Source organism: Halomonas sp. DQ26W (assembly GCF_003339685.1).
Classification (GTDB): domain Bacteria; phylum Pseudomonadota; class Gammaproteobacteria; order Pseudomonadales; family Halomonadaceae; genus Halomonas.
In genome coordinates this window covers 144135-169847 of record NZ_QPKI01000002.1, presented here as the reverse complement: position 1 = coordinate 169847, position 25713 = coordinate 144135, and the positions used below count along the sequence as shown (strand labels likewise).

At 64.1% G+C, this 25713-nt stretch carries 25 protein-coding genes, 1 other RNA gene and 2 pseudogenes; 14 read left to right on the top strand and 14 right to left on the bottom strand.

From position 1 onward, the window contains the following. Positions 1-92: 92 nt before the first annotated feature. A complete protein-coding gene (locus DU490_RS01895) occupies positions 93-1337 on the bottom strand; it encodes an amino acid deaminase (RefSeq protein ID WP_114572639.1) in 1245 nt (414 codons plus the stop codon). Positions 1338-1454: 117 nt separating this feature from the next. Between DU490_RS01895 and DU490_RS01890 the strand changes: the two genes are divergently transcribed. The 3 genes from DU490_RS01890 to DU490_RS01880 all read left to right on the top strand — a co-directional run bounded on the left by DU490_RS01890 (position 1455) and on the right by DU490_RS01880 (position 3756). After that, positions 1455-2246 carry an enoyl-CoA hydratase gene (locus DU490_RS01890; RefSeq protein ID WP_114572638.1) on the top strand — a complete coding sequence of 264 codons (792 nt, stop codon included), beginning with the start codon at positions 1455-1457 and terminating at the stop codon, positions 2244-2246. Between the two features lie 149 nt (positions 2247-2395). Continuing rightward, positions 2396-3235 carry an IclR family transcriptional regulator gene (locus DU490_RS01885; RefSeq protein WP_114572637.1) on the top strand — a complete coding sequence of 280 codons (840 nt, stop codon included), beginning with the start codon at positions 2396-2398 and terminating at the stop codon, positions 3233-3235. Further along, a complete protein-coding gene (locus DU490_RS01880; RefSeq protein ID WP_114572636.1) occupies positions 3232-3756 on the top strand; it encodes a DUF1566 domain-containing protein in 525 nt (174 codons plus the stop codon). Before DU490_RS01885 ends, DU490_RS01880 begins: the two co-directional genes overlap by 4 nt. A 64-nt stretch (positions 3757-3820) precedes the next feature. Here DU490_RS01880 and DU490_RS01875 read toward each other — a convergent pair. Further along, positions 3821-4218: pseudogene (locus DU490_RS01875) on the bottom strand (TRAP transporter large permease subunit); the annotation flags it as partial. A gap of 45 nt (positions 4219-4263) precedes the next feature. On the opposite strand from DU490_RS01875, the pseudogene DU490_RS17610 reads away from it, so the two are divergent. The 6 genes and pseudogenes from DU490_RS17610 to DU490_RS01845 all read left to right on the top strand — a co-directional run. Next, a pseudogene (locus DU490_RS17610) lies at positions 4264-4395 on the top strand (glutathione S-transferase N-terminal domain-containing protein); the annotation flags it as partial. A 603-nt stretch (positions 4396-4998) separates the two neighbouring features. Beyond that, positions 4999-5544: a hypothetical protein gene (locus DU490_RS01865; protein ID WP_114572635.1), complete on the top strand. Its 546-nt coding sequence runs from the start codon at positions 4999-5001 to the stop codon at positions 5542-5544. Between the two features lie 72 nt (positions 5545-5616). Continuing rightward, complete coding sequence (locus DU490_RS01860; RefSeq protein WP_114572634.1) at positions 5617-6315, top strand: hypothetical protein; 699 nt, start codon at positions 5617-5619, stop codon at positions 6313-6315. A gap of 276 nt (positions 6316-6591) precedes the next feature. Then, complete coding sequence (locus DU490_RS01855) at positions 6592-7806, top strand: multidrug effflux MFS transporter (protein ID WP_114572633.1); 1215 nt, start codon at positions 6592-6594, stop codon at positions 7804-7806. 174 nt (positions 7807-7980) lie between these two features. Next, complete coding sequence (gene pyrB, locus DU490_RS01850; RefSeq protein ID WP_114572632.1) at positions 7981-9012, top strand: aspartate carbamoyltransferase; 1032 nt, start codon at positions 7981-7983, stop codon at positions 9010-9012. A gap of 173 nt (positions 9013-9185) precedes the next feature. Beyond that, positions 9186-9833, top strand: coding sequence for a hypothetical protein (locus DU490_RS01845; protein WP_114572631.1), 648 nt, complete (start codon positions 9186-9188; stop codon positions 9831-9833). Between the two features lie 219 nt (positions 9834-10052). Here DU490_RS01845 and ruvX read toward each other — a convergent pair whose 3' ends face one another. From ruvX to DU490_RS01805, 8 genes are all read right to left on the bottom strand, one after another. Next, entirely contained in the window at positions 10053-10502 is a 450-nt protein-coding gene (gene ruvX, locus DU490_RS01840; protein WP_114572630.1) for a Holliday junction resolvase RuvX, read from the bottom strand. A gap of 156 nt (positions 10503-10658) precedes the next feature. Further along, on the bottom strand, positions 10659-11231 hold the full coding sequence (locus tag DU490_RS01835) for a YqgE/AlgH family protein (RefSeq protein ID WP_114572629.1): 573 nt from the start codon (positions 11229-11231) through the stop codon (positions 10659-10661). A gap of 38 nt (positions 11232-11269) precedes the next feature. Beyond that, positions 11270-12193 (bottom strand): energy transducer TonB, encoded by a 924-nt coding sequence (locus DU490_RS01830; RefSeq protein ID WP_114572628.1) that lies wholly within the window; start codon positions 12191-12193, stop codon positions 11270-11272. Positions 12194-12238: 45 nt separating this feature from the next. After that, positions 12239-13228 carry a glutathione synthase gene (gshB, locus tag DU490_RS01825; protein WP_114572627.1) on the bottom strand — a complete coding sequence of 330 codons (990 nt, stop codon included), beginning with the start codon at positions 13226-13228 and terminating at the stop codon, positions 12239-12241. Positions 13229-13494: 266 nt separating this feature from the next. Further along, positions 13495-14241 (bottom strand): S1 RNA-binding domain-containing protein, encoded by a 747-nt coding sequence (locus DU490_RS01820; protein ID WP_114572626.1) that lies wholly within the window; start codon positions 14239-14241, stop codon positions 13495-13497. Between the two features lie 67 nt (positions 14242-14308). After that, positions 14309-15037: a 16S rRNA (uracil(1498)-N(3))-methyltransferase gene (locus tag DU490_RS01815; protein ID WP_114572625.1), complete on the bottom strand. Its 729-nt coding sequence runs from the start codon at positions 15035-15037 to the stop codon at positions 14309-14311. Positions 15038-15065: 28 nt separating this feature from the next. Continuing rightward, the gene (gene secB, locus DU490_RS01810) at positions 15066-15587 is read right to left on the bottom strand and encodes a protein-export chaperone SecB (protein ID WP_114572624.1); all 522 of its coding nucleotides are present in this window, start codon (positions 15585-15587) and stop codon (positions 15066-15068) included. A gap of 29 nt (positions 15588-15616) precedes the next feature. Continuing rightward, positions 15617-16039 (bottom strand): rhodanese-like domain-containing protein, encoded by a 423-nt coding sequence (locus DU490_RS01805; RefSeq protein ID WP_114572670.1) that lies wholly within the window; start codon positions 16037-16039, stop codon positions 15617-15619. Positions 16040-16305: 266 nt separating this feature from the next. On the opposite strand from DU490_RS01805, the gene gpmI reads away from it, so the two are divergent. The 3 genes from gpmI to DU490_RS01790 all read left to right on the top strand — a co-directional run bounded on the left by gpmI (position 16306) and on the right by DU490_RS01790 (position 20433). Next, positions 16306-17880, top strand: a complete 1575-nt coding sequence (gpmI, locus tag DU490_RS01800) for a 2,3-bisphosphoglycerate-independent phosphoglycerate mutase (RefSeq protein ID WP_114572623.1) — start codon at positions 16306-16308, stop codon at positions 17878-17880. A gap of 19 nt (positions 17881-17899) precedes the next feature. Next, positions 17900-19057: a murein hydrolase activator EnvC gene (locus tag DU490_RS01795; protein WP_114572622.1), complete on the top strand. Its 1158-nt coding sequence runs from the start codon at positions 17900-17902 to the stop codon at positions 19055-19057. 71 nt (positions 19058-19128) lie between these two features. Beyond that, on the top strand, positions 19129-20433 hold the full coding sequence (locus DU490_RS01790) for a S41 family peptidase (protein ID WP_114572621.1): 1305 nt from the start codon (positions 19129-19131) through the stop codon (positions 20431-20433). 3 nt (positions 20434-20436) lie between these two features. Here DU490_RS01790 and DU490_RS01785 read toward each other — a convergent pair whose 3' ends face one another. The 4 genes from DU490_RS01785 to DU490_RS01770 form a co-directional block, all read right to left on the bottom strand. Then, positions 20437-21684, bottom strand: coding sequence for a UbiH/UbiF/VisC/COQ6 family ubiquinone biosynthesis hydroxylase (locus DU490_RS01785; RefSeq protein ID WP_114572620.1), 1248 nt, complete (start codon positions 21682-21684; stop codon positions 20437-20439). Positions 21685-21750: 66 nt separating this feature from the next. Next, positions 21751-22980 carry a 2-octaprenyl-6-methoxyphenyl hydroxylase gene (gene ubiH, locus DU490_RS01780; RefSeq protein ID WP_114572619.1) on the bottom strand — a complete coding sequence of 410 codons (1230 nt, stop codon included), beginning with the start codon at positions 22978-22980 and terminating at the stop codon, positions 21751-21753. A 74-nt stretch (positions 22981-23054) separates the two neighbouring features. Next, positions 23055-24392, bottom strand: a complete 1338-nt coding sequence (pepP, locus tag DU490_RS01775) for a Xaa-Pro aminopeptidase (RefSeq protein WP_114572618.1) — start codon at positions 24390-24392, stop codon at positions 23055-23057. Positions 24393-24437: 45 nt separating this feature from the next. Beyond that, a complete protein-coding gene (locus tag DU490_RS01770; protein WP_114572617.1) occupies positions 24438-25013 on the bottom strand; it encodes a UPF0149 family protein in 576 nt (191 codons plus the stop codon). Between the two features lie 156 nt (positions 25014-25169). Here DU490_RS01770 and DU490_RS01765 point away from each other — a divergent pair, with 156 nt between their 5' ends. Together DU490_RS01765 and ssrS are read left to right on the top strand one after the other, a co-directional pair. Continuing rightward, positions 25170-25490 carry a cell division protein ZapA gene (locus DU490_RS01765; RefSeq protein ID WP_114572616.1) on the top strand — a complete coding sequence of 107 codons (321 nt, stop codon included), beginning with the start codon at positions 25170-25172 and terminating at the stop codon, positions 25488-25490. Between the two features lie 36 nt (positions 25491-25526). Further along, positions 25527-25711: non-coding RNA, 6S RNA (ssrS, locus tag DU490_RS01760), on the top strand. The last annotated feature ends 2 nt before the right edge of the window (positions 25712-25713 follow it).

Genomic DNA, 25713 nt, shown 5'->3' with positions numbered 1-25713 from the left:
GCGTCGTATGACGCAGCGGTGTTTTTTGTGCTAATGATGCCTGCCCGAACGATATCCTGCCCATGGGCAGCAGCCACGAAGCACCACAGCGGCTAGAAGCAGGTCTCCACCACTTCGACCATCTCGAGGCGTTCGTTGACCCGGCATAGCCGGCGCCATTTGTCGAAGGTCAGGCAGGGGTGTGAAACGCCCATGGCCACGATATCACCGACCCGGACCGTCTCGCGGCTCTTCTCTTGCCACTCGTCCTGGGGCAGCGTGACGAAGGCGTGCTGGTCCATCAACTTGGTGACACGCCACCCCGCCACCGAGAGGATGTCACCGACGCTGCCGTCCTCCCGGTATCGGTGCAACGGTTCGGGCATCTGGTCATGGCCGATATCGCGCTTTCCCAGGCCGAGGATGGCCAGGCCAGGCTCGGGTAGCGACACCACCTGGGCATAGACTTCCAGTGCGGGCCGCAATCCCTGATCGATGCTCGGACGCCGCCCCAGCACTGCATGCTGGGCCGAGCGATAGATGCCGTGGTCGTGCACCACATAGCAGCCGGGGCGAAGCACAGGAACAAAGTGGCTGCCCAGGCGGGCTTCATGGAAGACCTCGGCCACCAGGTCGTACCAGGCCGAGCCGGATGCGGTGATCAAGGGATGGGGACTCTCGATCAGGCCATCGTGATCCAGGGCCTGGGCGGCTTCGACCAGCTGCCAGGCGTAAGCGCGAACCTTCTCCTCCGGGTCGTCGCCATAGACCACGCCCTCGTAACCCTCCAGCCCCGACAGCACCAGGGCCGGCTTGCTCTCCACCAGCTCGCCCAGCGCCATCACCTCGTTCTGGCCACGACAGCCACAGCGCCCCCCCTCCACACCCAGTTCGATCAGCACCTGCAGGCGCAAGCCACGGGCCGCGAAATAGCGCCCCAGGTGGCGCGCATTCTCGGCGCTATCGACCACACAATAGTAGTCGGCACCGGCCTCGATGAGCCCGGCAACGATGGCCATGTTGGCTTCCCCTACCAACTGATTGGCCATCAACAAACGATGGACACCGTGGGCAAAGGCCGCACGACACTGCGCCGCCGTTGCCAGGGTGATACCCCAGGCACCGGCTTGCAGCTGCCGATGGAAAAGCGCCGGTGCCATGGTGGTCTTGCCATGGGGAGCGAGCCGTGCGCCGTGGGCCTCACAGAATCTCTGCATCCAGTTGAGGTTGTGGGCCAGTGCAACCTCGTGAATGACGGCAGCGGGCAGGCTCACATCGGCCAGCAGCCGGTTACCGGTCTCGGGTAGTCCCTTGTGCAATGCGGCGTCGGCCAGTGGGTGGCGTGTCGAATCGGTCATGGCGCTCTCCTGGGCATCGTCTTTGGTTCCTGAACCTCGTCTTTGGTCGCAGGGGTGCCGAAAGACGGTCGTGACGGGCTAGGCTGGTGGCTGGTTCACCCTATCAAGGATATATCAATGCCAACCATCGATGACGACCTGCCCCTGGTTCGCCACGACGCGGGCGGGGTCGCCACCCTGACGATGAACCGTCCGCGCCAGTTCAATGCGCTCTCCGAGGAGATGCTGGCTGCCCTGGACCATGAACTCGCCCGCCTGGCCGAGAACGACTCGGTCCGCTGCGTGGTGATCGCCGCCGAGGGGAAGGCCTTCTGCGCCGGTCATGACCTCAAGCAGATGCGCGCCACCCCTGACGAGGCCTACTATCAGTCACTGTTTGCGCGCTGCGGCGAGGTGATGCAGCGTATCGTCAACCTGCCGGTGCCGGTGGTCGCCCGCGTCCAAGGCATCGCCACCGCCGCTGGCTGCCAACTGGTGGCCAGCTGCGACCTGGCCGTGGCGGCAAGCTCGGCACGCTTTGCCGTATCGGGCATCAACGTGGGGCTGTTCTGCTCCACGCCGGCAGTGGCGCTGTCCCGCAGCATCGGCCGCAAGCGTGCCCTGGAGATGCTCTTTACCGGCGAATTCATCGATGCCGACCAGGCCCTGGACTGGGGACTGATCAACCGGGTGGCCGCTGACGACTCGCTGGATGAAATTCTCGATGGGCTTACCGCCAGTATCTGCGCCAAGAGCGGCGTGGCAGTACGTACCGGCAAAGTCATGTTCCAGCGCCAGCTACAGATGCCGCTTGACCAGGCCTACACCTTTGCCGGCGATACCATGGCCTGCAACATGATGGCCGAGGATGTGGCCGAGGGCATCGACGCCTTCATCGAGAAGCGCCCCCCGCACTGGCGGCACCGCTGAATCGGCGTGGGAAAGAGCAAATGGAAGGCTTTTCCGTCGCCGCGACAAGGTGAAGCGGAGCGGGTATCCTGAGAGCTGCTTTCATGCCGGCAAGAAGGCCTGGCCCTGGCTAATACGAGCGGCCCACCCAGAATTTGGAGACAACGCAGGTGAGTGAAGTCAAACGCAGAACGGCAGGACGGCCGCCAGGCCCCGGCAAGAGTACGAGTGGCCACAGCCAATCGCTGGTGCGCGGGCTCAATCTGCTCGAGCGGCTGGCGGCAACACCGGGCGGCCTGGCGCTATCCGAACTGGCCGAGATGGTCGACCTGGCGCCCTCCACCACCCACCGACTGCTCCAGGCCCTGCAGGGACAGGGCTTCATCACCCAGGATAACGAGCTTGGCGTGTGGAAGATCGACGTCAAGACCTTCCGCATCGGCAACAGCTTCCTGGAAGCCCGGGACTTCGTGGCCACCAGCAGGCCCTTCCTGCGTCGCCTGACCGCCCAGACCGGCGAGACCGCCAACCTGGGCATCCGCGATGGCGCCACGGCCGTCTTCCTGGCTCAGAGTGAATCGCCGCAGATGATGCGCATGATCACTCGGCTAGGCTCCCGTGCTCCGCTGCACGCCTCGGGTGTCGGCAAGGCGCTGATGGCCTGGCTCCCCGATGACGAGTTCGAGCGCGTGTTGGCCGAGCGAGGCCTGTCCCGGGTGACCGAGAACACCCTGCACACGCCCGAGTCCCTGCGGGCCGGCCTCGCCGAGATCCGCCAGCAGGGCTACGCCTGCGACCGTGAGGAGCATGCCATCGGCCTGCACTGCGTGGCGGCCTGCGTGCATGACGAGCATGGCACGCCGCTGGCAGCCATTTCGGTCTCCGGCCCGGTGGCCCGCATTCCCGAATCCCGCCTGGTGGAACTCGGCGAGCTGGTTCGCGAAACCGCCGCGGAGATTACCGCCCGCCTGGGCGGGCGCATCCCCAGCGAGACGTCGGTCGAGGCATGAACCTGCACTGCCGGGCACTAGTGGCGGGGCTGCTCCTGGCATTGGCTGGTCCGGCCCTGGGCAGCGGCGAGTCCAGGTATGAGACCGATCACGATGGCATGGTAAAGGACACGCGCCAGCAGCTCGCCTGGATGCGATGCAGCCTGGGGCAGCGCTACCACGATGGCCGCTGCCTGGGCGAAGCCGAGCGATTCAACTGGAGCGCGGCGCAGCGGCGCGTCCAGCAGGAGGCAAGCGCCGACTGTCCGTGGCGAATGCCCCGCTTTCATGAGCTGAGCGGCCTGATACAGCCTCCGGAAGAGCGCCAGGGGCAGACGCCCATGGCTATCGATCTCGACGCCTTTCCGGACACGCCGTCTGGCTGGTACTGGAATCAGGTCAGCGCCGGTGGCCATTCCCAGCAGGACTGTTTCGTCGACTTCAGCGGCGAAGGGCGTACGCGCTGCAACATGGGCGGGCAGTTCTACCTGCGGCCGGTGATGTCGCTGGAAAACGTCACCCCTTCCTGCCTCGCACAATAGCCGAGGCAGCTTTGGTGTCTTCCATGTTCATCGCGGCTCTCCTCTCCCACGCCGGATCTGAAAGCTAATAGAGCAGTTGCGGCAGGAACAGACAATAGCCGGGAACCGCAGCACCAGCAACGCACGAACCATGCCGGCCACCCAGAATGGCGTCTTGCCGCGAAACTTCGTGCCTGTCGAGACATTCGGCAGCACTGCTCGTAGCACAAAGACGCTCATCCCCACCGGTGGCGTAATCAGGCTGACCTCGATCACGATCACGATCACGATCACGATCACCACCAGGATGCCGAGCCACACCAGGTCGCAGCCCAGGCCCGCCACTGCCGGAAAGAACACTGGCACGGTGAGCGGCAGCATGGACATGTTTTCGAACACACAGCCCAACAGGATGTAGATGGCAAGTATCACCATGACCACCACGAAAGGCGCCACATCGAGTCCCCTGACGGAGGCCAGCAGGTGGTAAAGTACCAGCCCAAGTGAATGACACAGGGAGAAGCAACCATGACCACGCTATACGGCTATTTTCGTTCGTCGGCGGCCTACCGGGTGCGCATCGCCCTGAACCTCAAGGACCTGGAGTACGACCAGGTCCCGGTCAATTTGGTCAAGGGTGAGCAGCACAGCGGAACCTTCACCAAGAGAGCAGCCGGACGTCGGTTGAGACGCAGATACCAGGGGCCTGTCACCTACCTGCCGATGGCACCTAACCAGATGCTCCCCCTTTCGGCCAGCTATTGTGCTAGGCAAACGCTGCATAAATGTCTGCTGCGTGCGAATCACTGCGTTGCGCGGTGCTCGAAATCCTAACCTATACCCCATAGGCCCCGGTTTCTGCGCTCCGTGCGCCTTGTGCTTCATCCCGCTGGCCAATTTATTCAACGCTTCCCTAGCTCTTGCCGCGTTTCTTCTTCCGTATAAATCGTTAACTTTCTCATCCCGGCAACCAGTTTTTTTAATATTACATATTCTTCTATCAATCAGTTGCCACCCGACTCTAAGAACTGAACACACTACCAAATAATTCGATACAAAAAAGAACCCACCACTTCTTTTTATTGCAAACATGCCAGCTAGCTTGAGGAAGGGTAAGGCTTAAATGGTGAAACAGGATTCGCCACGAGCGGCAGCACGCCACGCCTTAAGCAACAAGTTCTAAAGGAGCTAGACATGTTTAAAAAATTACTTCTCACCACAGCTATAACGGCTGCTCTCGCTACGGCTACTACGGGCTCAGCCTTGGCACAGCAGGGTCAGCAGTGGGGTGACAGTCAGCGGTCCCAACAGCCTGGCCAGGAGCAGCGCTGGCGCGACCAGGATCGTAGTCAGTTTGGCCAAAGCCGCCAGGATGACCGCTGGCGCGACCAGCGCGGCATGGAACGCGACCAGCAACGCGACCGGATGCAGGACGACCGCTGGCGTGATCAGGATGATCGTTGGCGCGACCAACGCGGTATGGAGCGCGGCGAGCAACGCGGCCGAATGCAAGACGACCGCTGGCGTGACCAAGGCCGCCAGGATGACCGCTGGCAGGATCGGGACGACCGCTGGCGTGACCAAGGCCGCCAGGATGACCGCTGGCAGGATCAGGACGACCGCTGGCACGACCAACGCGGCATGGAGCGCAGCCAGCAACGCGGCCGGATGCAGGACGACCGCTGGCGCGACCAGGACGATCGTTGGCGCGACCAAGGCCGTCAGGACGACCGCTGGCGCGACCAACGCGGCATGGAGCGCGGCCAGCAACGCGGCCAGGACGACGATTGGCGCGACTCGAATCGCTAACCCTTAGACAATCAATTGAAACACGATAAGACAAACAGCTTTACTTGATTACTTGGGTTTTATGGAGGGAGCATGATTAGACGGATTTTTATTTCAACGGCAATTTCCGCCGCTCTCGCTTCGAATATGGCGTTGGCACAGTCCTACGATAGCCGCGGGGGGCACGATTACGACCGGCAAGGTACCCAGAGCGGACAACAGTGGGGTGACAGAGGCGGGCAGCAATGGGATAGGGGCAGCCAGCAAAGAAGGGATGACTCCGACAGGCAAAGAAGCCAAGGCGGCCAGGGCTGGGATGATCGCAGCCGTCAGCAATCCCAGAGCGATACTCCGCGAGACTGGCAGCGTAGCCAGATGCAAGACGACCGGGCACACAAGTTTCAAAGGGACGACAGGGACTTCGATCGTCGACAGGGAAGCCGATGGGATGACCGTAGCCAACAAAGCAGTGTGACGCCGCAAAGTGTGTTTATTCAGGGCTATACGGAAGGGAGAGAGGAAGGGCTGCAGGAAGGTGCCATAAGGGGCTATCGCCAAGGCTTTGCCGACGGTTTGCGGGAGGGAAAACGTGACCGGAACGAAGGCCGGGGTTACCGTCAACAGCGCGGCCAGCAGGGCACCACGGGGCAGGCCGACAAGCCCGGTGGACAAGGCCGGCCGACCACACTGAGAGGGCGTCAGGGTACAGCCGATACCCAAGATGACGATGACCACGATGCAGACATCCCCACTCTGGAGGAGTTCGAAACGGAAAACGCAACGGAAAACTGAAGCGAACTGACAGTAGCGTGGCAGAGAAGGCCAAAAGGGGCGGAATCGCTCCTTTTGGCTGATTATATGCCGAACAGTTTGAGCGACGTTCTTCTTTCTATGCGGCTTTCAGAGCCGCACTTTTGTGGTGCTTGCCGGTGGGCAATAACGAACCACCTCGACTACAATAAGCAAGCTAACGACTAGCGGGCGCTGCTATCCCTTGCTCTGAACGGGGCCTGAACGGGGATCTCAGTGCCCGCCTGCCGTTGTTCGCCTTCCCGAGGAGAGTTCGATGTGCTGAGGTTGAAGTCCCCCGCCACGGTGGTGACCCTGGCGGCCCTGACCGCGCTGGGTCCGCTGGCGACCGATATGTACCTGCCCGCCCTGCCCGCAATGGCCGTGGCACTCGATACCGGCCCCGACCAGATACAGCTCACGCTGAGCATTTACATGGCAGGCTTCGCCGTGGCACAGATCTTCTGCGGACCCATTTCCGATCGGTTCGGACGCAAGCCGGTCATGGTCGCTGGTTTCAGCCTGTTCCTGCTGGCCAGCGTGCTCTGTGCCTTCGCACCCAGCATCGAGTGGCTGTTGTTCGGCCGCTTCCTGCAGGCGCTGGGCGGTGCCGCCGGCCCGGTATTGGGCCGTGCCGCCGTGCGCGATATCTACGGCCCCATCGAGGCCGGACGCGTGCTCTCCTACATGGCCAGCACCATGGCCCTTGCCCCTGCCCTGGCCCCCGTGGTCGGAGCCGGGCTGCTGCTGTTCTTCGGCTGGCAATCGATCTTCGTGCTACTGACGTTTTATGCCGCAATAATGCTGCTGGTGCTCGCCTTGCTCATGCCCGAACCGCTATCACCGGGGAACCGACAATCGATCAGCCCCAGGACCATCCTTGGCAACTACCGCATGCTGCTCACCCAGCGCGCCTTCATCGGCTATACGCTGGTCAATGCCAGTGGCTTCGCCGGCCTGTTCGCCTTTCTCTCCGGCTCCTCCTTCGTGCTGATCGAGTTCATGGGCATGACGCCCTTCGAGTACGGGATCGGCTTCACGCTGATCGTGGCCGGCTTCTTCTCGGGCACTCTGTTCAGCGGCCGCTATAGCCATCGGCTGGGACGCGACCGGCTGCTGTTGCTGGCAACACTGTGCTGTGCTCTGGCAGGCTCCTTCATGGCCGGGTTGGCACTGGCCGGCATCTACGCACCCTGGGCCGTCATCGGCCCGCATATCCTGTTCCTGGTCGGTTTCGGCATCATGATGCCGCAGAGCATGTCCGGCGCCTTGGCGCCCAATCCCCAGTGCGCCGGCTCGGCATCCTCGCTGTTCGGTTTCCTGCAGATGACTATCGCTGCGCTCGGCGGCGCGCTAGTCGGCCAGTTCCATGACGGTTCGTCCCGCACCATGGCTATCTCTATTGGCCTCGGTGGACTTTTTTCGCTGGTGGCATACCTCGGAGTCGTGAGGCCGGCGAGCAGGGCGGCGACCGCCAGCCAGGCACGGACGTAGCCATGAGTGGCACCTGCAACACCTGCTCGAAAGTGGGTGCCTGCTAGCTGGCTCTGCGTCATCAGTCGACGCGTATCGGCTTGTAGCCGCTGATATTCAGCGACATTCGCCCGTGATGCGGACCGCATGGAGGGTTACACTACGGCCATTCCCGTTGCCAACCCGAGGCCTGTGATGAGTCCCCATCTGCTCTCCATCGACCCCCTGACCCGAGACCATGTCGATCACCTGCTGCGTGTCGCCGCGCGCATGGAGCCCATCGCCCAGCGGCGGCAGGTCACCCGGGTGCTGGAGGGGGCGGTGCTCGGCAATCTCTTCTTCGAGGCCAGCACACGGACCCGGGTCAGCTTCAATGCAGCCTTCTGCCGGCTCGGCGGCAGCGTCTGCGACACCACCGGCTTCACCTTCTCCTCCATGGCCAAGGGGGAGTCGCTCTACGACACCAGTCGGGTGATGAGTGGCTACTGCGACGCCATCGTCATGCGCCACCCGGAGCAGGGCTCGGTAGCCGAGTTCGCCGCCGCTACCCATGTGCCAGTGATCAACGGCGGCGACGGTCCCGGCGAGCATCCCAGCCAGGCGCTGCTCGATCTCTACACCATCGACAAGGAGTTCGCTCGCTTGGGCAAGAAGCTGGCGGGGGCTCATATCCTACTGACCGGCGACCTGAAATACGGGCGTACCGTCCATTCGTTGATCAAACTGCTGTCGCTCTACGATCCTATGCGTATCACCCTGGTGTCTCCGCCGGGACTGGAGATGCCTGGCCATGTGATCGACCGGGTCGTCTCCCGCGGCCACCGGGTCGAGCAGCGCGACAGCCTAGCCTGCGACTTCTCCGACCTGGATGTGGTCTACACCACCCGCATCCAGAAGGAGCGCTTCACCGAGGAGATGAGCGAGAGCTTTGCCGGGGTCTCACAGGATTTCAGCGTGGGTCGAGAATTCCTCAATGCGCGCTGCAACAACAGCACTATTGTCATGCACCCACTGCCCCGGGACAGCCGGCCCGGCGCCAACGATCTCAACGTCGACCTCAACGGCGATCCGCGGCTGGCGATCTTTCGCCAGACGGACAATGGCATTCCCATGCGCATGGCGATCTTTGCCACCCTGCTGCAGGTGGAGGCGCTGATCGAGAAGGACCTGCGCCCGGTACGCTGGTTCGTACCCGAGCGGGTCGGCGTGGACGACGCCGCACGCTAGGAGCGTTGGTCAGCGCTATGCTGATCGCAACCGAGGAATGTGCGAAGCTAAGGGCAGCCATAGCGCTGCCACCCATGACGACAGAGCTGGCACCACGTACAGCTAGCCACCAGGCGTTCGACAACAACAACAGGCGTTGCCGGTCGGCAACCCGGAACAAGGAGACGTTAGGCATGAACCTGCATCGCGCGTACATTTTACTGGCGGTTTTCTACAGCCTGCTGGTGCTGTTGGGGGCCATTGCACTGCTGGTGGGCGGCGGGCCGCTATGGGCCGTGGTTTCTACTGGCCTGGGTGCCTTGGTGGCGGCGGGGCTCTGGGGACACACCCTCGGCAAGCCCTTCCTCAATCCACGCATGTGGCGGCCGCTGGCCGGCCTGCTCGCCGTCGGTATCATCGTACAGCTGCTCGCGGTATTCACCGCCGGGCTCTCCAGCGGCGAGCTGACCTGGATGCTGAGTGGCGCCATCTTCTCCGTCCTGCCGGTCATCATGCTCTACCAGTATGGCAACCGGGACCAGGAGGTCTGGGCCACGCCAGAGGAGCGCGAAGGCGGCAAGATGCTGGGTGAGCTGCTGGCAAAGCAGCGAGAACTAGTGCTGGAGAAACAGGAAGCCAACAGCCAGGCCAAGGTCAAGCTGAGCAAGGCCGGCGATACCTACCGGGCCAGCGTCACCCGTGGCCGCGGCGCCCAGGTGGAGCAGTTCGAAGAGACGTTCTCCTGCTCCGCCACCCTGGCCTTCTTCGTCATCAAGTACACCTGCATCTCGGTCAGCGATATCGCCGCCCACTATGATCAGGAACGCGTTCTGACGACCTGAGCCGTTCTAGGAGCCTGTCGGGTTTGACCGATCGTCACGAGAGATTTGGATTTCGAGACAAGTTTATCGATCTGATGAGGCGAATAGCCCGCTATTTAACGAATCAGATCGAATGAAATTGGCCGAAAGACCGGATCTCGCAGTAGATCAGCGTTAAGTCCGACAGGCTCATAACAACACGCCCAGGCGCCACCGTGCGCCTGGTGCTCCCTGCCGCCGTCAGGCCTTTGGCAGCCCCTCCTGGTGGGCGAACCAGCTTTCGAGTATCAATACCGCCGCGATGCCGTCGACACCGTCGTCGCGATAGCTCTTGTCACGATCGCGCAGGTGCCCCGCCTCGCGGGCGATGGCCTTGGCTTCCCGGGTGGAGCCACGCTCGTCGACCATCTCGCAGGGCTTGCCGTAGCGGCCGTAGAGCCGCTTGCCGAACTTGCGCGCACGCAAGCTCATCGCCGACTCGCTGCCGTCCATGTTGAGCGGCAGCCCCACCACGAACTGGTCCGGCTGCCACTCCTCCACCAGGCGTGTAACCCGGTTCCAATCGGGGATGCCATCCCGCGCCGGCAGCGGATCGAGCTGTCTCGCACTGGCAATCATCTCGTTGCCCACCGCCACGCCGATGCGCCGGGTGCCGAAGTCGAAGGCCAGGATCAGGCGCTGGCCGGACATGGTTGCTCCCCGATCCATTCGATGCTGCAACGCGACGTACGACGGTCAGACAAGGCGACCAGAGGCAAGGAAGCGGAGTTTACTTGGGTGTAAATGAGCATTTCTTGTCTCTGGGCAACGCAGTATGACCGAGTGCAGGCCGTTGCAGTGCGAATGTCATGAGTGCCCGGCTTCCCGCGTCATCAGGTTAAGGTCCACACCAAGAATACCGGCGGCGGCAGTCAGGCGCTGCTCCGGCGGCACCTCGAAGAGGATGTCGGCGCGCCCTTCCACGGTCAGCCAGGCGTTGTCGAGCAACTCAGCCTCGAGCTGCCCCGCCTCCCAACCAGCACAGCCCAAGCAGACAAGGAACTCCTTCGGGCCGCGACCTGACGCCAGCGCCAGCAGGATATCCATGGAGGTGGTCAAGGCGATATCGCTATCCACCTGGATGCTGGAGTCCCAGCCTTCGCTAGAGCCACGATGCAGGATGAAGCCGCGATCCTTGTGGGTGGGCCCGCCGTAGTAGACCGGTGCGCTGCGGTGCGGACTCTCGTCCGCCTCCAGCTCCAGCTGTTCGAACAGGGCGTCCAGGGTAATATCCAGTGGACGGTTGACGATCACACCCATGGTGCCGTTCTCGTCGTGATCGCACAGGTAGCTGAGAGAACCGGCAAAATTCGGATCTTCCAGGTGGGGCATCGCCATCAGAAAATGGTGTTTCAAGCCGAAGCTTTGCACAGATTGCATGTGACTCCCGGACGGCAGGCCCTGCTCTTGGCTGGGTCCTACCGCACGCCGAAATGATTGCCTTGTCCGAACCGCCAGACCCGGGTAATGGAGAGGCTGTCCAGCTCTCCCATGCCGCTGTCGAAGGGCCGGTAGGGGCCCGCGCCATGGACGGTATCCAGTGCCGCCCGGTCGAGTTCGGTATGTCCTGACGATTGTACCACCTCCGCCTGGCGGAGCTGACCATCTCGTCCGATCACCACGCGGATGCGCAACTGTCCTTCCAGATGACGAGGGGCCGGGTGGACCCGGTTGCCGTAGTCTTCTACCCGTCGTGTCCAGTCGTCGACATAGCGGGCCTCGGCGGCGCGCTGGGCGGCCGGCCGCTGCGCATCGGCGAAGGGTCCTGCCACGTTGGGTGCGAGGCCTTGCTCGCGGATGCTGCTGGTGGCCTGAGCCAGCAGGTCGCGCCCCGATGCCGAAGGTGCCGCCGCGGCCGATACGGTGGGCGACTCACTAGCCTGGGGGGCGCTTTCGCGGGGCTCGGGCACGGCGGTCTCTTCGCGGGTCGCCTCGGCGGATGGAGGGGCCTGCTCCAACGGGGTTGGATCCGGTTCGGCTCGGGCGGCACTGGCCGGCTCCGCCGTGGTTGCCGGGTCCACTGCACTTTCCGGCGCTTCCAGCACAGGCATCTCTTCCAGGGGGGCAGCCCGCGCCTCGGCGGCCATCTCGTCGGAAGGTTCCCCGGCCGCCTGCTGGTCGGCTTCGGCCATGGCGTCGGCCTCGACTGGCAGCTCGGCACGCTGCGTCACGAGCACCACATCCAAGCTCGAACGCTCTGCCGGGGCAGGCGCGAACGGGTAACTGGCCACCACGCCGATCAGCGCCAGATGCAGCAGCAGCGCCGCCGACAGCGCCAGCCAGCGGCGATAGGAGCGCGTGACCGGGGCATAGCGGATGGGATCGCTGATGGTAACCGCCATGGTATTCGCAGTCTCTCCTCTCGCTGGACATCTGGCTAGATGGGGTTAAATGGACCGCTCCAGACGCCGTTCGATGGCATCCATCAACAGTCCGGCGATGTCGGTACCGCGCTGGTCATCGATCTCGCGCACGCAGGTGGGGCTGGTGACATTGATTTCGGTGATGTAGTCGCCGATCACGTCGAGGCCAACGAACATCAGCCCCCGCTCGCGAATCATCGGCTGCACCTGCTCGATCAGCCAGTAGTCGCGTCTGTTCAGCTCTCGGGTGACGCCCGTGCCCCCGGCGGCCAGGTTGCCGCGAGTCTCGCCGGCCATGGGTACCCGGGCCAGGCCATAGGGCACCGGCTCGCCGTCGATCAACAGGATACGGGTATCGCCATCCCTGATCTCGGGAATGTATCGCTGGGCCATGATCTGTCGCTGGCCACGCTCGGTGAGCGTCTCGATGATCGCCCCCAGGTTTCGCCCTTCCGGCTGAACGTGAAAGATACCGCTCCCGCCCATGCCGTCCAGCGGCTTGAAGATCACGTCGCCATGCTCGGCGTGGAAGTCACGCAGCACCGGCTCGCTGCAGGAGACCAGGGTCGGCGTACAGCACTGCGGAAATTCCTGGGCGAAGAGCTTCTCGTTGCAGGCGAGCAGCGCCACGGTAGGGTTGACCACCAGTACGCCTTCGCGTTCGGCGAAGCCCAGCAGATGCACCGCGTTGAGAAAGTGGCCGTCGACCGGCGGGTCCTTGCGCATCAGGATCACGTCGAGCTCGGCGAGCGGGGTAGGCTCAGGGGCACCCAGGGCATACCAGCGCTCGGGGTCGCGAAAGGCAGTCAGGTCGCGTATCCGCGCATGGGCACGGCCATCCTTCAGGAACAGGTCCTCCTGCTCCATGTAATGCAGCGACCAGCCGCGCTCCTGGGCTGCCCACAGCATGGCCAGTGTCGTGTCCTTCTTGTAGGTGAGGTCGGCAATGGCATCCATCACCACCCCTACCTTGAGGGCGCGTTCGCTTGTCGGCTTGCTACTCGGCTTGCTCATCGGCTCCGGGCTTCCACGAATGGGATTGATGTCCGCGAAGTATGCCGCAGGCTCGAGGGCAACACCAAGGCGGACCCGATGCGTAGCACTTGACTGCGGATCCACAGCCACTAAATTTAGTTACGTATGAAACTATTACAACACACCGTCACGGGACTCATAACATGATCGACATTCAGTAGATCCACCACGCCACCTGGCTGCACGAGGAGTTCAAGGCACTCGACTGAGCGCCCCTACGATGAATCCATCTCGAGCGATCCGGGTCAGGCTGGGTCGCTCGAAGCACCGGGCACCAGGCGAATTCCGCTTGCCTCGATGACGATCAGGCGGCGCTTGTAGAGCCGCCCGATGGCCTGCTTGAAGGCGTTCTTGCTCACACCCAGCCGAGCCTTGATCACATGGGCCGGGCTGGCATCGGAAAGTGGCAGGTAGCCGCCGCTTTCGCGCAGCGCCTTGAGCACCTGCTCCCCCACTACATCGAGCCGGGCCGGCCCCGGCGGCAACAGCGAAAGGTCGAGGCGACCATCCTCGCGTAGCCGCTTGACGAAGCCGGGCACACGCTGGCCCCGGCGCAGCGGCCGGGTCACGCCATCCTGATAGAGCAGGCCCCAAAAGCGATGGTCGACCACCGTCTTGTAACCAAGATCGGTGCGGTCGGCGATGACCAGCACGACCTCGTCACCCGCAACGTAGCCGCTGGCCTCGTCCTGAACGAACCGGTCGAGCTTCTGGGAGGCCACCGGCCGGCTCTGCTGGTCCTGATAGATCATCACCAGCACCCGCTTGCCGGGCGTTGGCCGGAAGCGCTGCTCGCCGTAGGGCAGCAGCAGGTCCCTCGGATGCCCCCAATCGAGGAAGGCACCAGTTTCGTTGACTGTCACCACCTCGAGGTAGGCCACCTCGCCGACCTCTGCCTTCGGAGCCCGGGGGCGGCTCTCACGGCCGGAGGGTTGAGGCGGGCGGGACGCTGTCGGCCGACCGTTACCACGATCGTGAAAGGAGGAGGACATGGCGAGGATTCCGCAAGAGTGTGCGGGCATTATGGCGCCTGCCGAAGGCTGGGCAAAGCCGAAGGGGCTACAGATCTCCAAATCGATACTGTAGCAGGGAGAGTGCCACCAGCGGGGCGGTCTCGGTACGCAAGATGCGCGGACCCAGGGAGAGGAGTGAAAAGTCAGCTGCCTGGGCGGCGTCGACTTCAGTACTGGACAGGCCGCCTTCCGGGCCGATCAGCAGCGACACGCTGGGCGGCGCCGTTTCGCACGCCAGGGCCTGGTCGGTGGCGGGATGCAACACCAGGCGCAGGACCTCGTCACGCTCGCCAAGCCACTCTGACAGCAATCGGGGAGGATGTATCGGGGGCACGGTGGCGCGGCCGCACTGCTCGCAGGCGCTGACAGCCACCGCCTGCCAGTGGGCGAGCTTCTTGGACGCTCGGTCCTCCTTGAGGCGCACGTCACCATGCTCGGTATACAGCGGCGTGATCGCCGCCACACCCAGCTCGACGGCCTTCTGGATGGCGTAGTCCATGCGATCCCCCTTGGAGATCGCCTGCCCTAGATGTACCGCCAACGGCGACTCACCGACTCCCGCCTCGACGGCCTCGACCCGTGCCACTACCCGCTTGCGGCCCGCCTCGATGAGCACTGCGCTGGCTTCCTGTCCTTGGCCGTCGAACAGCGTAAGGGACGCGCCTTCGACCATGCGCAGAACTCGGGCCACGTGCCGTGCGGCACCTTCGGGCAGAACGACGTCGCCGCCAACAGTGAAGTCAGCGGCGACGTATATACGCGGGGCTTTTGCCACGCTCCTGGCTGACACGTGTGAGCCGCCCTTACTGGGTGGTCTGCTCGCCCTGCTGCTGAGCCTGTTCGGCCTCGCGCTTCTTCTTCTGGGCGTAGATCGCCTCGAAGTTGACCGGCGCCAGCATCAGAGGCGGGAAGCCGCCGCGATTGACCAGGTTGTCGACGCACTCGCGGGCATAGGGGAACAGCACGTTGGGGCAGAAAGCGCCCAACGTGTGCTCGAGCTGAGCGCCCTCGATGCCGCTGATGCGAAACAGGCCGGCCTGTTCGATCTCGGCCAGGAAGGAGGTGGTGCCCTCTTCGCTGTGCTTGACCTGGGCGGTGACCTTGATCACCACCTCGAAGAGGTCGTCACCTACCTTCTTGCTGGACGTATTGAGATCCAGGCTGACCTTGGGCTTGAACGGCTGCTGGAAAACGGCCGGCGAATTCGGCGCCTCGAAGGAGATGTCCTTTACGTAGATACGCTGGACGGCGAACTGCAGCTGCGGCTTGTTCTGGTCGGCGGCCTGGCTGCCGCCGGCGGCGTTCTGGCTATTCTCTTCGGCCATGGAAAGTATCCTTTGCGTCTTGTGTTTGACTATTTCTTGACCACCGGCAAACCATCGGCCTGCCACTGCATCATCCCACCCTTGAGCTTGAACACCCTGGGCAGGTTGGCCTTGGTCAGCTTGGCGACCGTAACGCTCGCTGACTGACCATTCTTGCAGACAACGATGATCGGCTTGTCCTTAACTTTTTCCAGCTCCCGCATGCTGTCGTCGATACGACTCTGGGGGATGTTGCGCGCCCCGGCAATGTGCCCGGCCTTGAAGTCCCCCGCTTCGCGGGTATCAACGACCACGGCGTCCTCCCGGTTGATCAGCTGCGTCGCCTGACCGGAAGTCACACCGCTGGCGGCACTGTTGCGGACCTCGTAGGCGATCCAGGCAGTCAGCACCAACAGGAAGGCACCCACCAGGAGCGGGTGATTCTGCACAAATTCGAACAGCTGATCGATCATGGGTCCGGAACACTCTTCTCGATACACGTTTAGGGCAATCTGAAGGCGGACAGTATACACCAAGCCACGGCCCCAGGCGGCATGGTCCAGCGCGCACAATACCTGATCATGACGCTTGACCATGCCGTGCGTTATGATGCCGCAAGCCGATACAAGTCGCGACCCCCGTCGTTCAGGCGGTCGAGGAGGCTGTGGGCAGCGTACCCTTCGCCGCGCGAAGCCCGCCAACCCCAGGTCGCGCCAATACCCAACGAGGCCTTTACTCCATGACGAATCCCGCTCCCGCCGCTCCTCGCCCGGTTGCCCTGATCATTCTCGACGGCTATGGCCACAACCCGGACAGCGCGAACAATGCCGTGGCTGCCGCTAACAAGCCGGTGATGGAACAGCTGTGTCAGGAAAGACCCCATACCCTGATCCACACCGATGGCCGCCACGTCGGGCTACCTGAAGGACAAATGGGCAATTCCGAGGTCGGCCACATGAACCTGGGTGCGGGGCGCGTCGTCTATCAGGAGTTCACCCGCATCACCAAGGCGGTAGAGGACGGCGATCTGGACGGCAATGCCATCCTCACCGACACCATCGACACAGCGGTGGCACAGGGCGGGGCCGTGCATCTACTGGGCCTGCTCTCGCCGGGCGGGGTGCACAGCCATGAGAACCACATCCTGGCCATGGCCGAGCTGGCCGCCCGCCGCGGGGCCAAGCGGATCTTCGTGCATGGCTTCCTGGACGGTCGCGACACGCCGCCCCGGAGTGCGCTGGCCTCGATCAAGCACACCAATGCGCGCCTGAGCGAGCTGGTCGGCGCCGGCAATGGCGGAGTCGCGTCGATCATCGGCCGCTACTTCGCCATGGACCGCGACAACCGCTGGGATCGCGTCGAGAAAGCGTACCGTCTGCTCACCGAAGGTATCGGTGAATTCGAGGCGGCCAGCGCCGAAGAGGGACTGCGCGCCGCCTACGCGCGCGGCGAGAACGACGAGTTCGTCGGCGCGACCGCCATCCGCGCCAACGGCGAGCCCGCCAGCATCGTCGACGGCGACGCCGCCATCTTCATGAACTTCCGCGCTGACCGCGCCCGTGAGCTGACCCGGGCCTTCGTCGAAGACGGCTTCGCCGGATTCGAGCGCCGGGCTCGCCCCGCCCTGGCCGGCGGCAGCCTGGTCACCCTGACCCAGTACGCCGCCGACATTCCCGTACCGGCCGCCTTTCCCCCGGCGGAACTGCACAACACCTTGGGCGAAGTCATGGAGCAGCGCGGCCTGAACCAACTGCGCATCGCCGAGACCGAAAAGTACGCCCACGTCACCTTCTTCTTCTCGGGTGGCCGAGAAGATGAGTACAGGGGCGAGACCCGGGTGCTGGTTCCCTCGCCGCAAGAGGTGAAGACCTACGACGAGAAGCCTGAGATGAGCGCCGAAGAGGTCACCGACCGGCTGGTGGAAGCCATCGACTCCGCTCACTACGACCTGATCGTCTGCAACTACGCCAACGGCGACATGGTCGGCCACACCGGCAAGTTCGACGCCGCCGTCAAGGCCATCGAGGCCGTGGATGCCTGTGTCGGTCGCGTGGTGGAGGCGATCAAGCGTGCCGGCGGTGCCTGCCTGATCACCGCCGACCACGGCAACGCGGAACAGATGGTGAACCCGGACACCGGCGTGACCCAGACCGCCCACACCACCTTCGATGTGCCATTGATCTATGTCGGCCCCCAACCGTTGCGACTTCTCGATGATGGCTGCCTCTGCGACATCGCCCCGACTCTGCTCACGCTGATGAACCAGTCGATCCCTGAGGAGATGACCGGCCGGGTGTTGATCGAGCCGGCATGACGGGCGGGCCTCGCAAACCATGAGCCGAATTCGGCACCGTCCGGCCCTGTGGGCCCTGCTGCTGAGCCTCGTCGTCACGCTGGCGGCCGAGACGCAGGCCGCCCAGCCGAGCGAGCGCAAAGCCCGCGACCGCCTGGATACCATCGGCAGCGAGATCCAGGCGGTCAGCCGGCGGCTCAGCGTAACCCGGCAAGCACAGGATGAGGCAACCCAGGAGCTGCGCCAGGTAGAGACAGCACTGGCCGAGACCCACGGCCGCCTCGATGCGATCCAGGCCAATCGACAGGACCTGAACCTAGAGATCGCCGCACTGGAAGCGGCCCGCGAAGAACTCGAGGAGGAGCGCGCCGAGCAGAGCGAGGCCCTGCAGGCCCAGCTCGACGCCCTCTACCGCCTGGGCCTCACGCCCCAACTGAAGCTGCTGCTCAATCAGGATGACCCGGCTCGGCTCGATCGGCTGCAGACCTACCTCAACCACTTGGCACGGGCCCGCAATGCCCGTCTCGACGAGATAGCCAGCCTCGACGCCCAACTGGCCGAGAACCGCCGTGAGCAGCGCACTCGCGGTGAACGGCTCGACGCCCTGGCAGAAGAGCTGGCGTCGCGCAGCGCCGAGCTTTCCCGGCGCATTGAGGAGCGGGAACGACTGGTGACCGACCTGCAGGGCCGTTACAGCGATGAGCAGACACGCCTGTCGGCACTCGACCGGGACCGCACCGAGGCCGAGCAAGTACTGGAGCAGGTCCGCCAGGAGATAGCCCGGCTGCAGCGGCCGCCTCCGTCCACCGCCATCGAGCAGACACAGGGCGAGCTGCCATGGCCGGTCCAGGGCAGCGTCACCTCGAGCTTCCGCCGCGGCAACGGGGTACACCACAACGGCATGCTGATCCAAGCCCGCGAAGGTACGCCGGTCAAGGCCGTCCATGCCGGGCGGGTGGTCTTCGCCGACTGGATGCGCGGCTTCGGCAACCTGCTGATTCTCGACCACGGTGACCAGGTCATGACGCTGCACGCCCACCTGCAGCAGTTCAATGCCGAGGTAGGCCAGGCGGTCTCCGGTGGCGATACCATCGGCACGGTCGGTGTGAGCGGTGGGCACGAATCGCCGGCACTCTACTTCGAGGTGCGCCGTAACGGTGACCCCATCGACCCCCAGGGCTGGATTGCCAGACGATGAGATGCGCTATTTCACAAGCCCCGGAGCAAGGGCTATGCTGGTCAGCCCCGTTTCGATACCGCGGAGTTCGCATGCCCTTACGTTCTGTCGGCTTACTGCCCGCATCCCGGCAACTGCTGGCGACACTGCTGGCGACACTGCTGTTGGCACTGCCGCTCGCCGCCCTGCCGTTGACCGCTCAGGCCATTACCCCTGCCGATGAGCTGCCGCTGGAGGATATCCAGACCTTTGCCGAGGTCTTCGAGCGGATCAAGCGAGCCTATGTCGAAGAGGTCGACGACCGCACCCTGATACGCAACGCCATGCGCGGCATGCTCAGTGAGCTCGACCCTCACTCCGCCTATCTGGACCGCGATGAATTCCAGAGCCTGCGGGAAACCACCGAAGGCCAGTTTGGCGGCATCGGCATCGAGGTGGGCCTGGAAAATGGCCGGCTGACCATCATCACCCCCATCGACGATACCCCCGCTTCGCGTGCCGGCCTGCAGGCCCGGGACACTATCCTGAGCATTGATGGCACCTCCACCGAACGCCTCTCGCTACAGGAAGCCGTCTCGCTGATGCGCGGAGCGCCGGGCAGCAAAACCAACGTTACCATTCTGCGCAGCGGTGAAGATTCCGCCTTTGATGTCACCCTGACCCGCGAGATCATTCGTACCATAAGCGTGCGCAGTGAGCTGCTGGAAACGGGATATGGCTACCTGCGGGTCAGCCAGTTCCAGAGCCGCACCGGCGAACAGGTCAGCAATGCCATTCGCCAGCTGGAGCGTGAAGGCCCGCTGGAGGGCCTGATCCTCGACCTGCGCAACAACCCCGGTGGCGTCCTTCAGGCCGCCGTGGCCGTGGCCGATGCCTTCCTCGAGAGCGGCTTGGTGGTCTATACCGAAGGGCGCCTTCCGAACACCGAGATGAGTTTTTCCGCCGGGAGCGAAACCGCCGCCCCCGAGGTGCCACTGGTGGTGTTGATCAACGGCGGCAGCGCCTCGGCGGCAGAGATCGTCGCCGGTGCTCTGCAGGATCAGCGTCGTGGCGTAATCATGGGCACCGATACCTTCGGCAAGGGATCGGTGCAGCAGATCATGCCGCTGGGCAACGGTGAAGGCCTGAAGCTGACCACAGCGCTCTATTACACGCCCAACGGGCGCTCGATCCAGGCGCTGGGCATCGAGCCAGACGTGGAAGTGGTACGCGGCCGGGTCGAAGTGACCGAAACGGGCCGCCAGTTGCGCGAGGCCGACCTGGAAGGCCACCTGCGCTCACGCGACGACCCCCGCGAACGCGAGGCAATGACCGAGCGGCTGCGCGAGGACTATCAGCTCGGCGAGGCACTCAACCTGCTCAAGGCCCTGAACGTGCTCGACCGGCGCGGCATGTAGCCGCTAGCGGCAGGAGGCGGGCAGGCGGCCGCGGTGCCCGGTCGCCTGACGCATCAGCAGCCGCTTGACCGGAACCAGGCGGTTGACCCCCGAAAGGCCGAGGTTGCGCGCCAGGGTCAGGGCCGGATGACGGCTGCCGAAGAGCAGGCGAAACCCATCCATCAGCGCCAGCATGGCCGCATTATCGCCCCGCCGGCGTCGAGTATAGTGGGCCAATACGCTGGCATGGCCAATCACCATGCCACGTGCGCGCGCCGTCAGCACCTCTTCGGCCAACACCGCGACGTCCATCAGCCCCAGGTTAACTCCTTGGCCGGCCAAAGGATGGATGCTGTGAGCCGCATCGCCCACCAACACCAGGCCCGGCTGCCCATAGGTTTTCGCATGTCGCTGGGACAGCGGTACGGCAATTGCCCGGTCCACCACCTCCACCCCTCCCAGGCGGGACTCAAAGGCCGCAGCCAGGGCATGGCCCAGCGCCTCAGGCGAGAGTTCGACCAGTCTTGCGGCCTCCTGCGGCGACGTCGACCAGACGATGGAACAGTAGCGGTCATCACCCGCCACGGTCAGCGGCAGGAAAGCGAGCGGACCGGTCGGCAGGAAGACCTGGCGCGCCACACCACCATGGGGACGCTGGGTGCATACCGTAGTCACCACAGCCATGTGCCCGGTGTCGTGGGCATCGACCTCGATGCCGGCCAGGGTCCTCATCGGCGACTGTGCCCCGTCGGCGGCCACCACCAGCGGCGCCGAGAAGCGCTGGCCATTTTCCAGCACCACGTCGTGTCCTTCCCCCGTCGATGCCAGGCCAGACACCCTTGCACCAAACCGGACCGCTACCGTCAGCAACTCGGTCAGGCGAGCTTCCAGCGCCGCCAGGATCACATCATTCTCGACGATATGCCCCAGCTCCGGCACACCGGCCTGCTCGGCAGTGAACACGACTTCGCCACTGCCCTCGCTGTCCCACACCTGCATATGGCGGTACGGGGTCACCCGACGCGCCTGCATCCAGGGCCAGACATCCAGGCCCTTGAGCAGGCGCTGCGACACCGGCGTCAACGCACTAACCCGCATCGCCGGCTGGCCGCGACCTACTGCATCGGCGTCCAGCGGTTCAGCGCGGGCATCGAGCAGCGCCACCGACACGCCGGCCTGACCCAGCAGGGCCGCCAGGGTCGCGCCCACCATGCCGCCGCCAACGATGATGACCTCGAAGTGCGTATGCGACTCTTCAGCCGTTAGTGTCATGTCGCTGTGTTCCTTTATCCCTCGCGCCACTCTCGTCACTCCTTTCCTTCCCGGCAGCGTTTCGCATCAACGCTCCAGTCCCATGGCACGGCGTGCCAGCCCGCGACGCAGCGGGCCGACCAGATTGAGCCCTACCAGCCCCGCCGCCCGGGCATGGGGCAGCAGTCCATGGTCGATGCCGAACAGCCGCACCAGGCCATCGCTGAAGCGAACGACATTGTGTCGGTCGCCGATGCGCCGCGCCTCGAAGTCACGCAAGGTCAACATGCCACCCGCCGATTCACCATTGCCCAGCGCCAGCTCCAGGGCGGCAATCAGGTCCGTCACGCCCCGCAGCGCCAGATTGAAACCCTGCCCGGCGACAGGATGCAACGAATGGGCGGCATTTCCCAGCACCGCCAGCCCTGGCCGGATCGCCTCACGCGCGGTAACCAGCGATAGTGGATAGGCGTGACGACTGCCGACCCGCCGGAAGCGGCCGGCACGATCGCCAAAGGCCCTCTGCAGCGCCGCCAGGAAGTCGCCGTCGCCGAGGGCAAGTCGCGCCCCCTCATGCCCCGCCGGATGAGTCCAGATCAGCGCCATCTGCTGCCCCGGCAGGGGCAGCAGGGCGATCGGCCCTTCCCGGGTGAAGCGCTCGTAGGCCGTCCCATCATGGGGTTGGCTCATCTCGACGTTGGCGATCAGCGCCACCTGGTCGTAGGGCGCCTCGTCGCTGGCGATGCCCAGCCGCTCCTTGAGACCGGAGCGACCGCCGTCGGCCAGCACCGTGAGCCCCGCCTGAAACTCACTGCCATCCGACAAGGTGAGCCGGTACCCCTGCGTCTCGGGCTCGATGCGGTCCACACTGGCAGGGCAGTGCCAGGCCAATGGCAGATCGGCCAAGCGCTGGTGAAGCACCCGTCCCATCCAGGCGTTGGGAACGACATAGCCCAGCGCCTGCTGACCGAGCTCTTCGGCCAGCAGGCGTGTCACTCCCAAACGCCCTCGCTCGCTGACGTGGATGCGAGAAATGGGGGCAGCCTGCTCGGCCATTGCCGTCCACAGGCCCATATCGCGGAAGCGCTGGGCGGACCCCTGGGCGATGGCACTGGACCGTGCGTCGAAGCTGGGCTGCCAGGGTGCGCTCGCCGCGTCCAGCATCGGCGCCGCCTCAACCACGGCCACCTTGAGGTCATGCCGCTGGATCAGCGGCGCAAGCGCACAGGCCAGGCTGGCCCCCACCAGGCCGCCACCGACGATGGCGATATCCGCGTTACGCGCATCATTACGCGTATGGACCTTGGCATTACTCATTTCACTCATCCTACGGCAGGGCATGGATCGTAACGTACATTACATAATGGCATACCGTCCTCCGATACTGGTGATCACTTCTTCACCATCATGGCCTCGATCTCGCGCACCCCCTTGGGGACGCCGACTGTCAGTACTTCATGGCCAGAATCGGTCACCGCCACATCGTCCTCGATTCGGATACCAACACCGCGAAAGTCAGCCGGAATGTCGTCATCGGCAGGAATATAGAGCCCGGGCTCGACGGTCAGCACCATTCCCGGGGCCAGGGAGCGAGGCGTGCCGTACTGGCGATAGGCGCCCACATCGTGCACGTCGAGCCCCAGCCAGTGGGACGTGGAGTGCAGATAGAAGCGTTTGAAGCTCTCGTCTTCGACTCGCGCCGACACCTCGCCCCGCAGCAGGCCCAGACGAATCAGGCCAGCGGTGAGGTCGTGCACCACGCCCTCATGGATCTCAGTCAGGGTGGCGCCTGGCTGAATTGATGCCACGGCACGCTCCTGGGCCGCGAGCACCACCTCATACAGGGCACGTTGAGCCTCGTTGAACCGTCCACCGACGGGGAAGGTTCGCGTGATGTCCCCCGCATAGAGATCGAGTTCGGCCCCAGCGTCGATCAATACCAGTTCGCCATCACGTAACGGCTGGTTATTCTCGATATAGTGCAGCACACAGGCGTTGGCACCGCCACCCACAATGGTGGCGTAGGCAGGGCCAATGGCGCCTTGCCAGCGAAACTCGTGCTCCAGCTCGGCCTGGAGGTGGTACTCGGCCAGGCCAGGCCGAGCCGCGCACATGGCGCGCACATGCCCCCGCGCCGAGATGTCGGCGGCATGTCGCATCAGCACCAGCTCGCCTTCGCTTTTGATCAGGCGTGCCTCGTGCAGCAGGGGTGCCAGATCGGCATAGGCTTCGGCCGGCCGCGCCCCCTGGCGCACCCGTGCCGTCAACCGGCCACGCACGCCATCGGCCAGCGCCATGCTGTCGAGATCCGCCAGCATCAGGTAGAGCGTGGTGCGGCCATCTAGCAGGGATGCCAACTGCGCGTCGCGCTCGGCATTCTCGAAGGCCTGGTCGACCCCGTGCTGGCGCACCGCCCCTTGCGCCCCCAACCGGATGCCTGTCCAGGCCTCGAGAGTCGGGTCACGGTCCTGGCAAAACAGGACGCTCTCGCCTTCGCTACGCCCCGGCAGCAGCAGCAGCAAGCCGCCGGGCTCAGGAAACCCCGTCAGGTAATGGAAATCGCTGTCCTGACGGAACGGATAGTCGCTATCCCTTGAGCGAGTAACGAGCGTGGCCCCCAAAAGCAGTACGGCACTGTTCTCGGTCAGCTTCGCCATGAGCGATGCCCGGCGGGCACGGTACTCGTCGTTGGTGATTGCCGCTGGGCGGGGCAGGGGATCTGGCAGCATATCGGCTCCTGGCATCAGTAGGAAAGTTCCTGGGACTTCGGACAATCAGTGCTGCGTGGGCTCACCCGCTTCCACCTGAGGTTGCCCCGGCCGCTGTTCGGTATACAGCAACATGGCAGCCATACGGGCGTGTTCGGTCAGCGCGAAGAGGTCATTCTCGTTCTCTGAGCTGTCATCGATATCGGTTTCCATGGCAGCCAGCGCCATCAGGTCGTCGATGGCTTCGCGCAGTGGTGCCGACCAGCCTTCACGCGATTCGTCACCGGCGTCCTCGATCACCTCGAGAAACCCCAGCGTCCATTCGCGTAGCCCCTGAGCGCGCTCGGCCAGGGAGTAGAGGTCATCGGGCAGCAGGGGCTCGTAGTTGAGCGAGCTGTCCGCCAGCGTCTCCAGGGTGAGTCGTCGCCAGTCCAGCAGGGTCTCGGCGCTTTCCCGGTCCCGGGGATGTTCCACCCCCAGCCCCAGGCAGACCTCTTCCAGCCAGCCACTGGCGCTCAGCTCATGCAAGGCCAGCGAGGCACAAAGCCTGCCGTCGAGAAATGCGGGCGACTGCATGCTGCCATGCAGCAAGAACAGGTCGGCGATAGTGGAGAAATCGGGGCGTTCGTCGATCGATGACATGACAACTTCCGTATGACAGGCTGCGAAGTGAGGCATCCGAACAATTCCGCGGCGCGTTGACCGCCTGTGAGAGGCTCTCTTATAGTGTCCGGATGCCACGTCTTGATTGATAGGATGTTAACGCATCGGGCTGACAAGCCGACACCGGAGCCCTCCATGAGCGATGACGCCTCTCGGCCAACCACCGAGATCACCCTGCTGGGTCGCCATTATGTGTTCGCCTGCAATCCGGGCGAAGAGCATAAGCTGGATCGTGCCGCGCGCTATCTGGACCGAGCCATGCAGGGCATCCACTCCCAGAATACCCTGTTGGGTAGCGAACGCGTCGCCCTGATGGCGGCACTCAATATTGCCCACGAACTGCTGGAGGTGCTCGAAGAACGCCGCAGTGGCGAGCAGGACCTCAATCGGCTCAGCGAGCGGCTGGAACGTGCATTGACGAATACGTTGCCGCCCGACCGGATCCCCGCCGAATGACATTGGACGGACTCGCCAGCTCTGATAGGATGAAGGTGTTCCCTGGGGTGTTGGCCAGTCGTTATAGTCCCTCGAGCCTATGCGCAATACCCAGGGCGGCCATTTGCTAGCCGAACCCGTGTGCATGTCCGTGCGACGGAAAGCCTGACGGTTCGGCTGCGGCCACCCACCTTGAACCAAGGGTTCAAGGGCCAGAATGACAGCGGCACTCTGGGGAACTTCA

What these genes read in the sequence shown, in the direction of transcription:
- DU490_RS01895 (WP_114572639.1), bottom strand. Translation starts at nt 1,337, where the DNA reads ATGACCGATTCGACACGCCACCCACTGGCCGACGCCGCATTGCACAAG.
- DU490_RS01890 (WP_114572638.1), top strand. Translation starts at nt 1,455, where the DNA reads ATGCCAACCATCGATGACGACCTGCCCCTGGTTCGCCACGACGCGGGC.
- DU490_RS01880 (WP_114572636.1), top strand. Translation starts at nt 3,232, where the DNA reads ATGAACCTGCACTGCCGGGCACTAGTGGCGGGGCTGCTCCTGGCATTG.
- DU490_RS01860 (WP_114572634.1), top strand. Translation starts at nt 5,617, where the DNA reads ATGATTAGACGGATTTTTATTTCAACGGCAATTTCCGCCGCTCTCGCT.
- pyrB (WP_114572632.1), top strand. Translation starts at nt 7,981, where the DNA reads ATGAGTCCCCATCTGCTCTCCATCGACCCCCTGACCCGAGACCATGTC.
- DU490_RS01845 (WP_114572631.1), top strand. Translation starts at nt 9,186, where the DNA reads ATGAACCTGCATCGCGCGTACATTTTACTGGCGGTTTTCTACAGCCTG.
- ruvX (WP_114572630.1), bottom strand. Translation starts at nt 10,502, where the DNA reads ATGTCCGGCCAGCGCCTGATCCTGGCCTTCGACTTCGGCACCCGGCGC.
- DU490_RS01835 (WP_114572629.1), bottom strand. Translation starts at nt 11,231, where the DNA reads ATGCAATCTGTGCAAAGCTTCGGCTTGAAACACCATTTTCTGATGGCG.
- DU490_RS01830 (WP_114572628.1), bottom strand. Translation starts at nt 12,193, where the DNA reads ATGGCGGTTACCATCAGCGATCCCATCCGCTATGCCCCGGTCACGCGC.
- gshB (WP_114572627.1), bottom strand. Translation starts at nt 13,228, where the DNA reads ATGAGCAAGCCGAGTAGCAAGCCGACAAGCGAACGCGCCCTCAAGGTA.
- DU490_RS01820 (WP_114572626.1), bottom strand. Translation starts at nt 14,241, where the DNA reads ATGTCCTCCTCCTTTCACGATCGTGGTAACGGTCGGCCGACAGCGTCC.
- secB (WP_114572624.1), bottom strand. Translation starts at nt 15,587, where the DNA reads ATGGCCGAAGAGAATAGCCAGAACGCCGCCGGCGGCAGCCAGGCCGCC.
- DU490_RS01805 (WP_114572670.1), bottom strand. Translation starts at nt 16,039, where the DNA reads ATGATCGATCAGCTGTTCGAATTTGTGCAGAATCACCCGCTCCTGGTG.
- gpmI (WP_114572623.1), top strand. Translation starts at nt 16,306, where the DNA reads ATGACGAATCCCGCTCCCGCCGCTCCTCGCCCGGTTGCCCTGATCATT.
- DU490_RS01795 (WP_114572622.1), top strand. Translation starts at nt 17,900, where the DNA reads ATGAGCCGAATTCGGCACCGTCCGGCCCTGTGGGCCCTGCTGCTGAGC.
- DU490_RS01790 (WP_114572621.1), top strand. Translation starts at nt 19,129, where the DNA reads ATGCCCTTACGTTCTGTCGGCTTACTGCCCGCATCCCGGCAACTGCTG.
- DU490_RS01785 (WP_114572620.1), bottom strand. Translation starts at nt 21,684, where the DNA reads ATGACACTAACGGCTGAAGAGTCGCATACGCACTTCGAGGTCATCATC.
- ubiH (WP_114572619.1), bottom strand. Translation starts at nt 22,980, where the DNA reads ATGAGTAATGCCAAGGTCCATACGCGTAATGATGCGCGTAACGCGGAT.
- pepP (WP_114572618.1), bottom strand. Translation starts at nt 24,392, where the DNA reads ATGCTGCCAGATCCCCTGCCCCGCCCAGCGGCAATCACCAACGACGAG.
- DU490_RS01770 (WP_114572617.1), bottom strand. Translation starts at nt 25,013, where the DNA reads ATGTCATCGATCGACGAACGCCCCGATTTCTCCACTATCGCCGACCTG.
- DU490_RS01765 (WP_114572616.1), top strand. Translation starts at nt 25,170, where the DNA reads ATGAGCGATGACGCCTCTCGGCCAACCACCGAGATCACCCTGCTGGGT.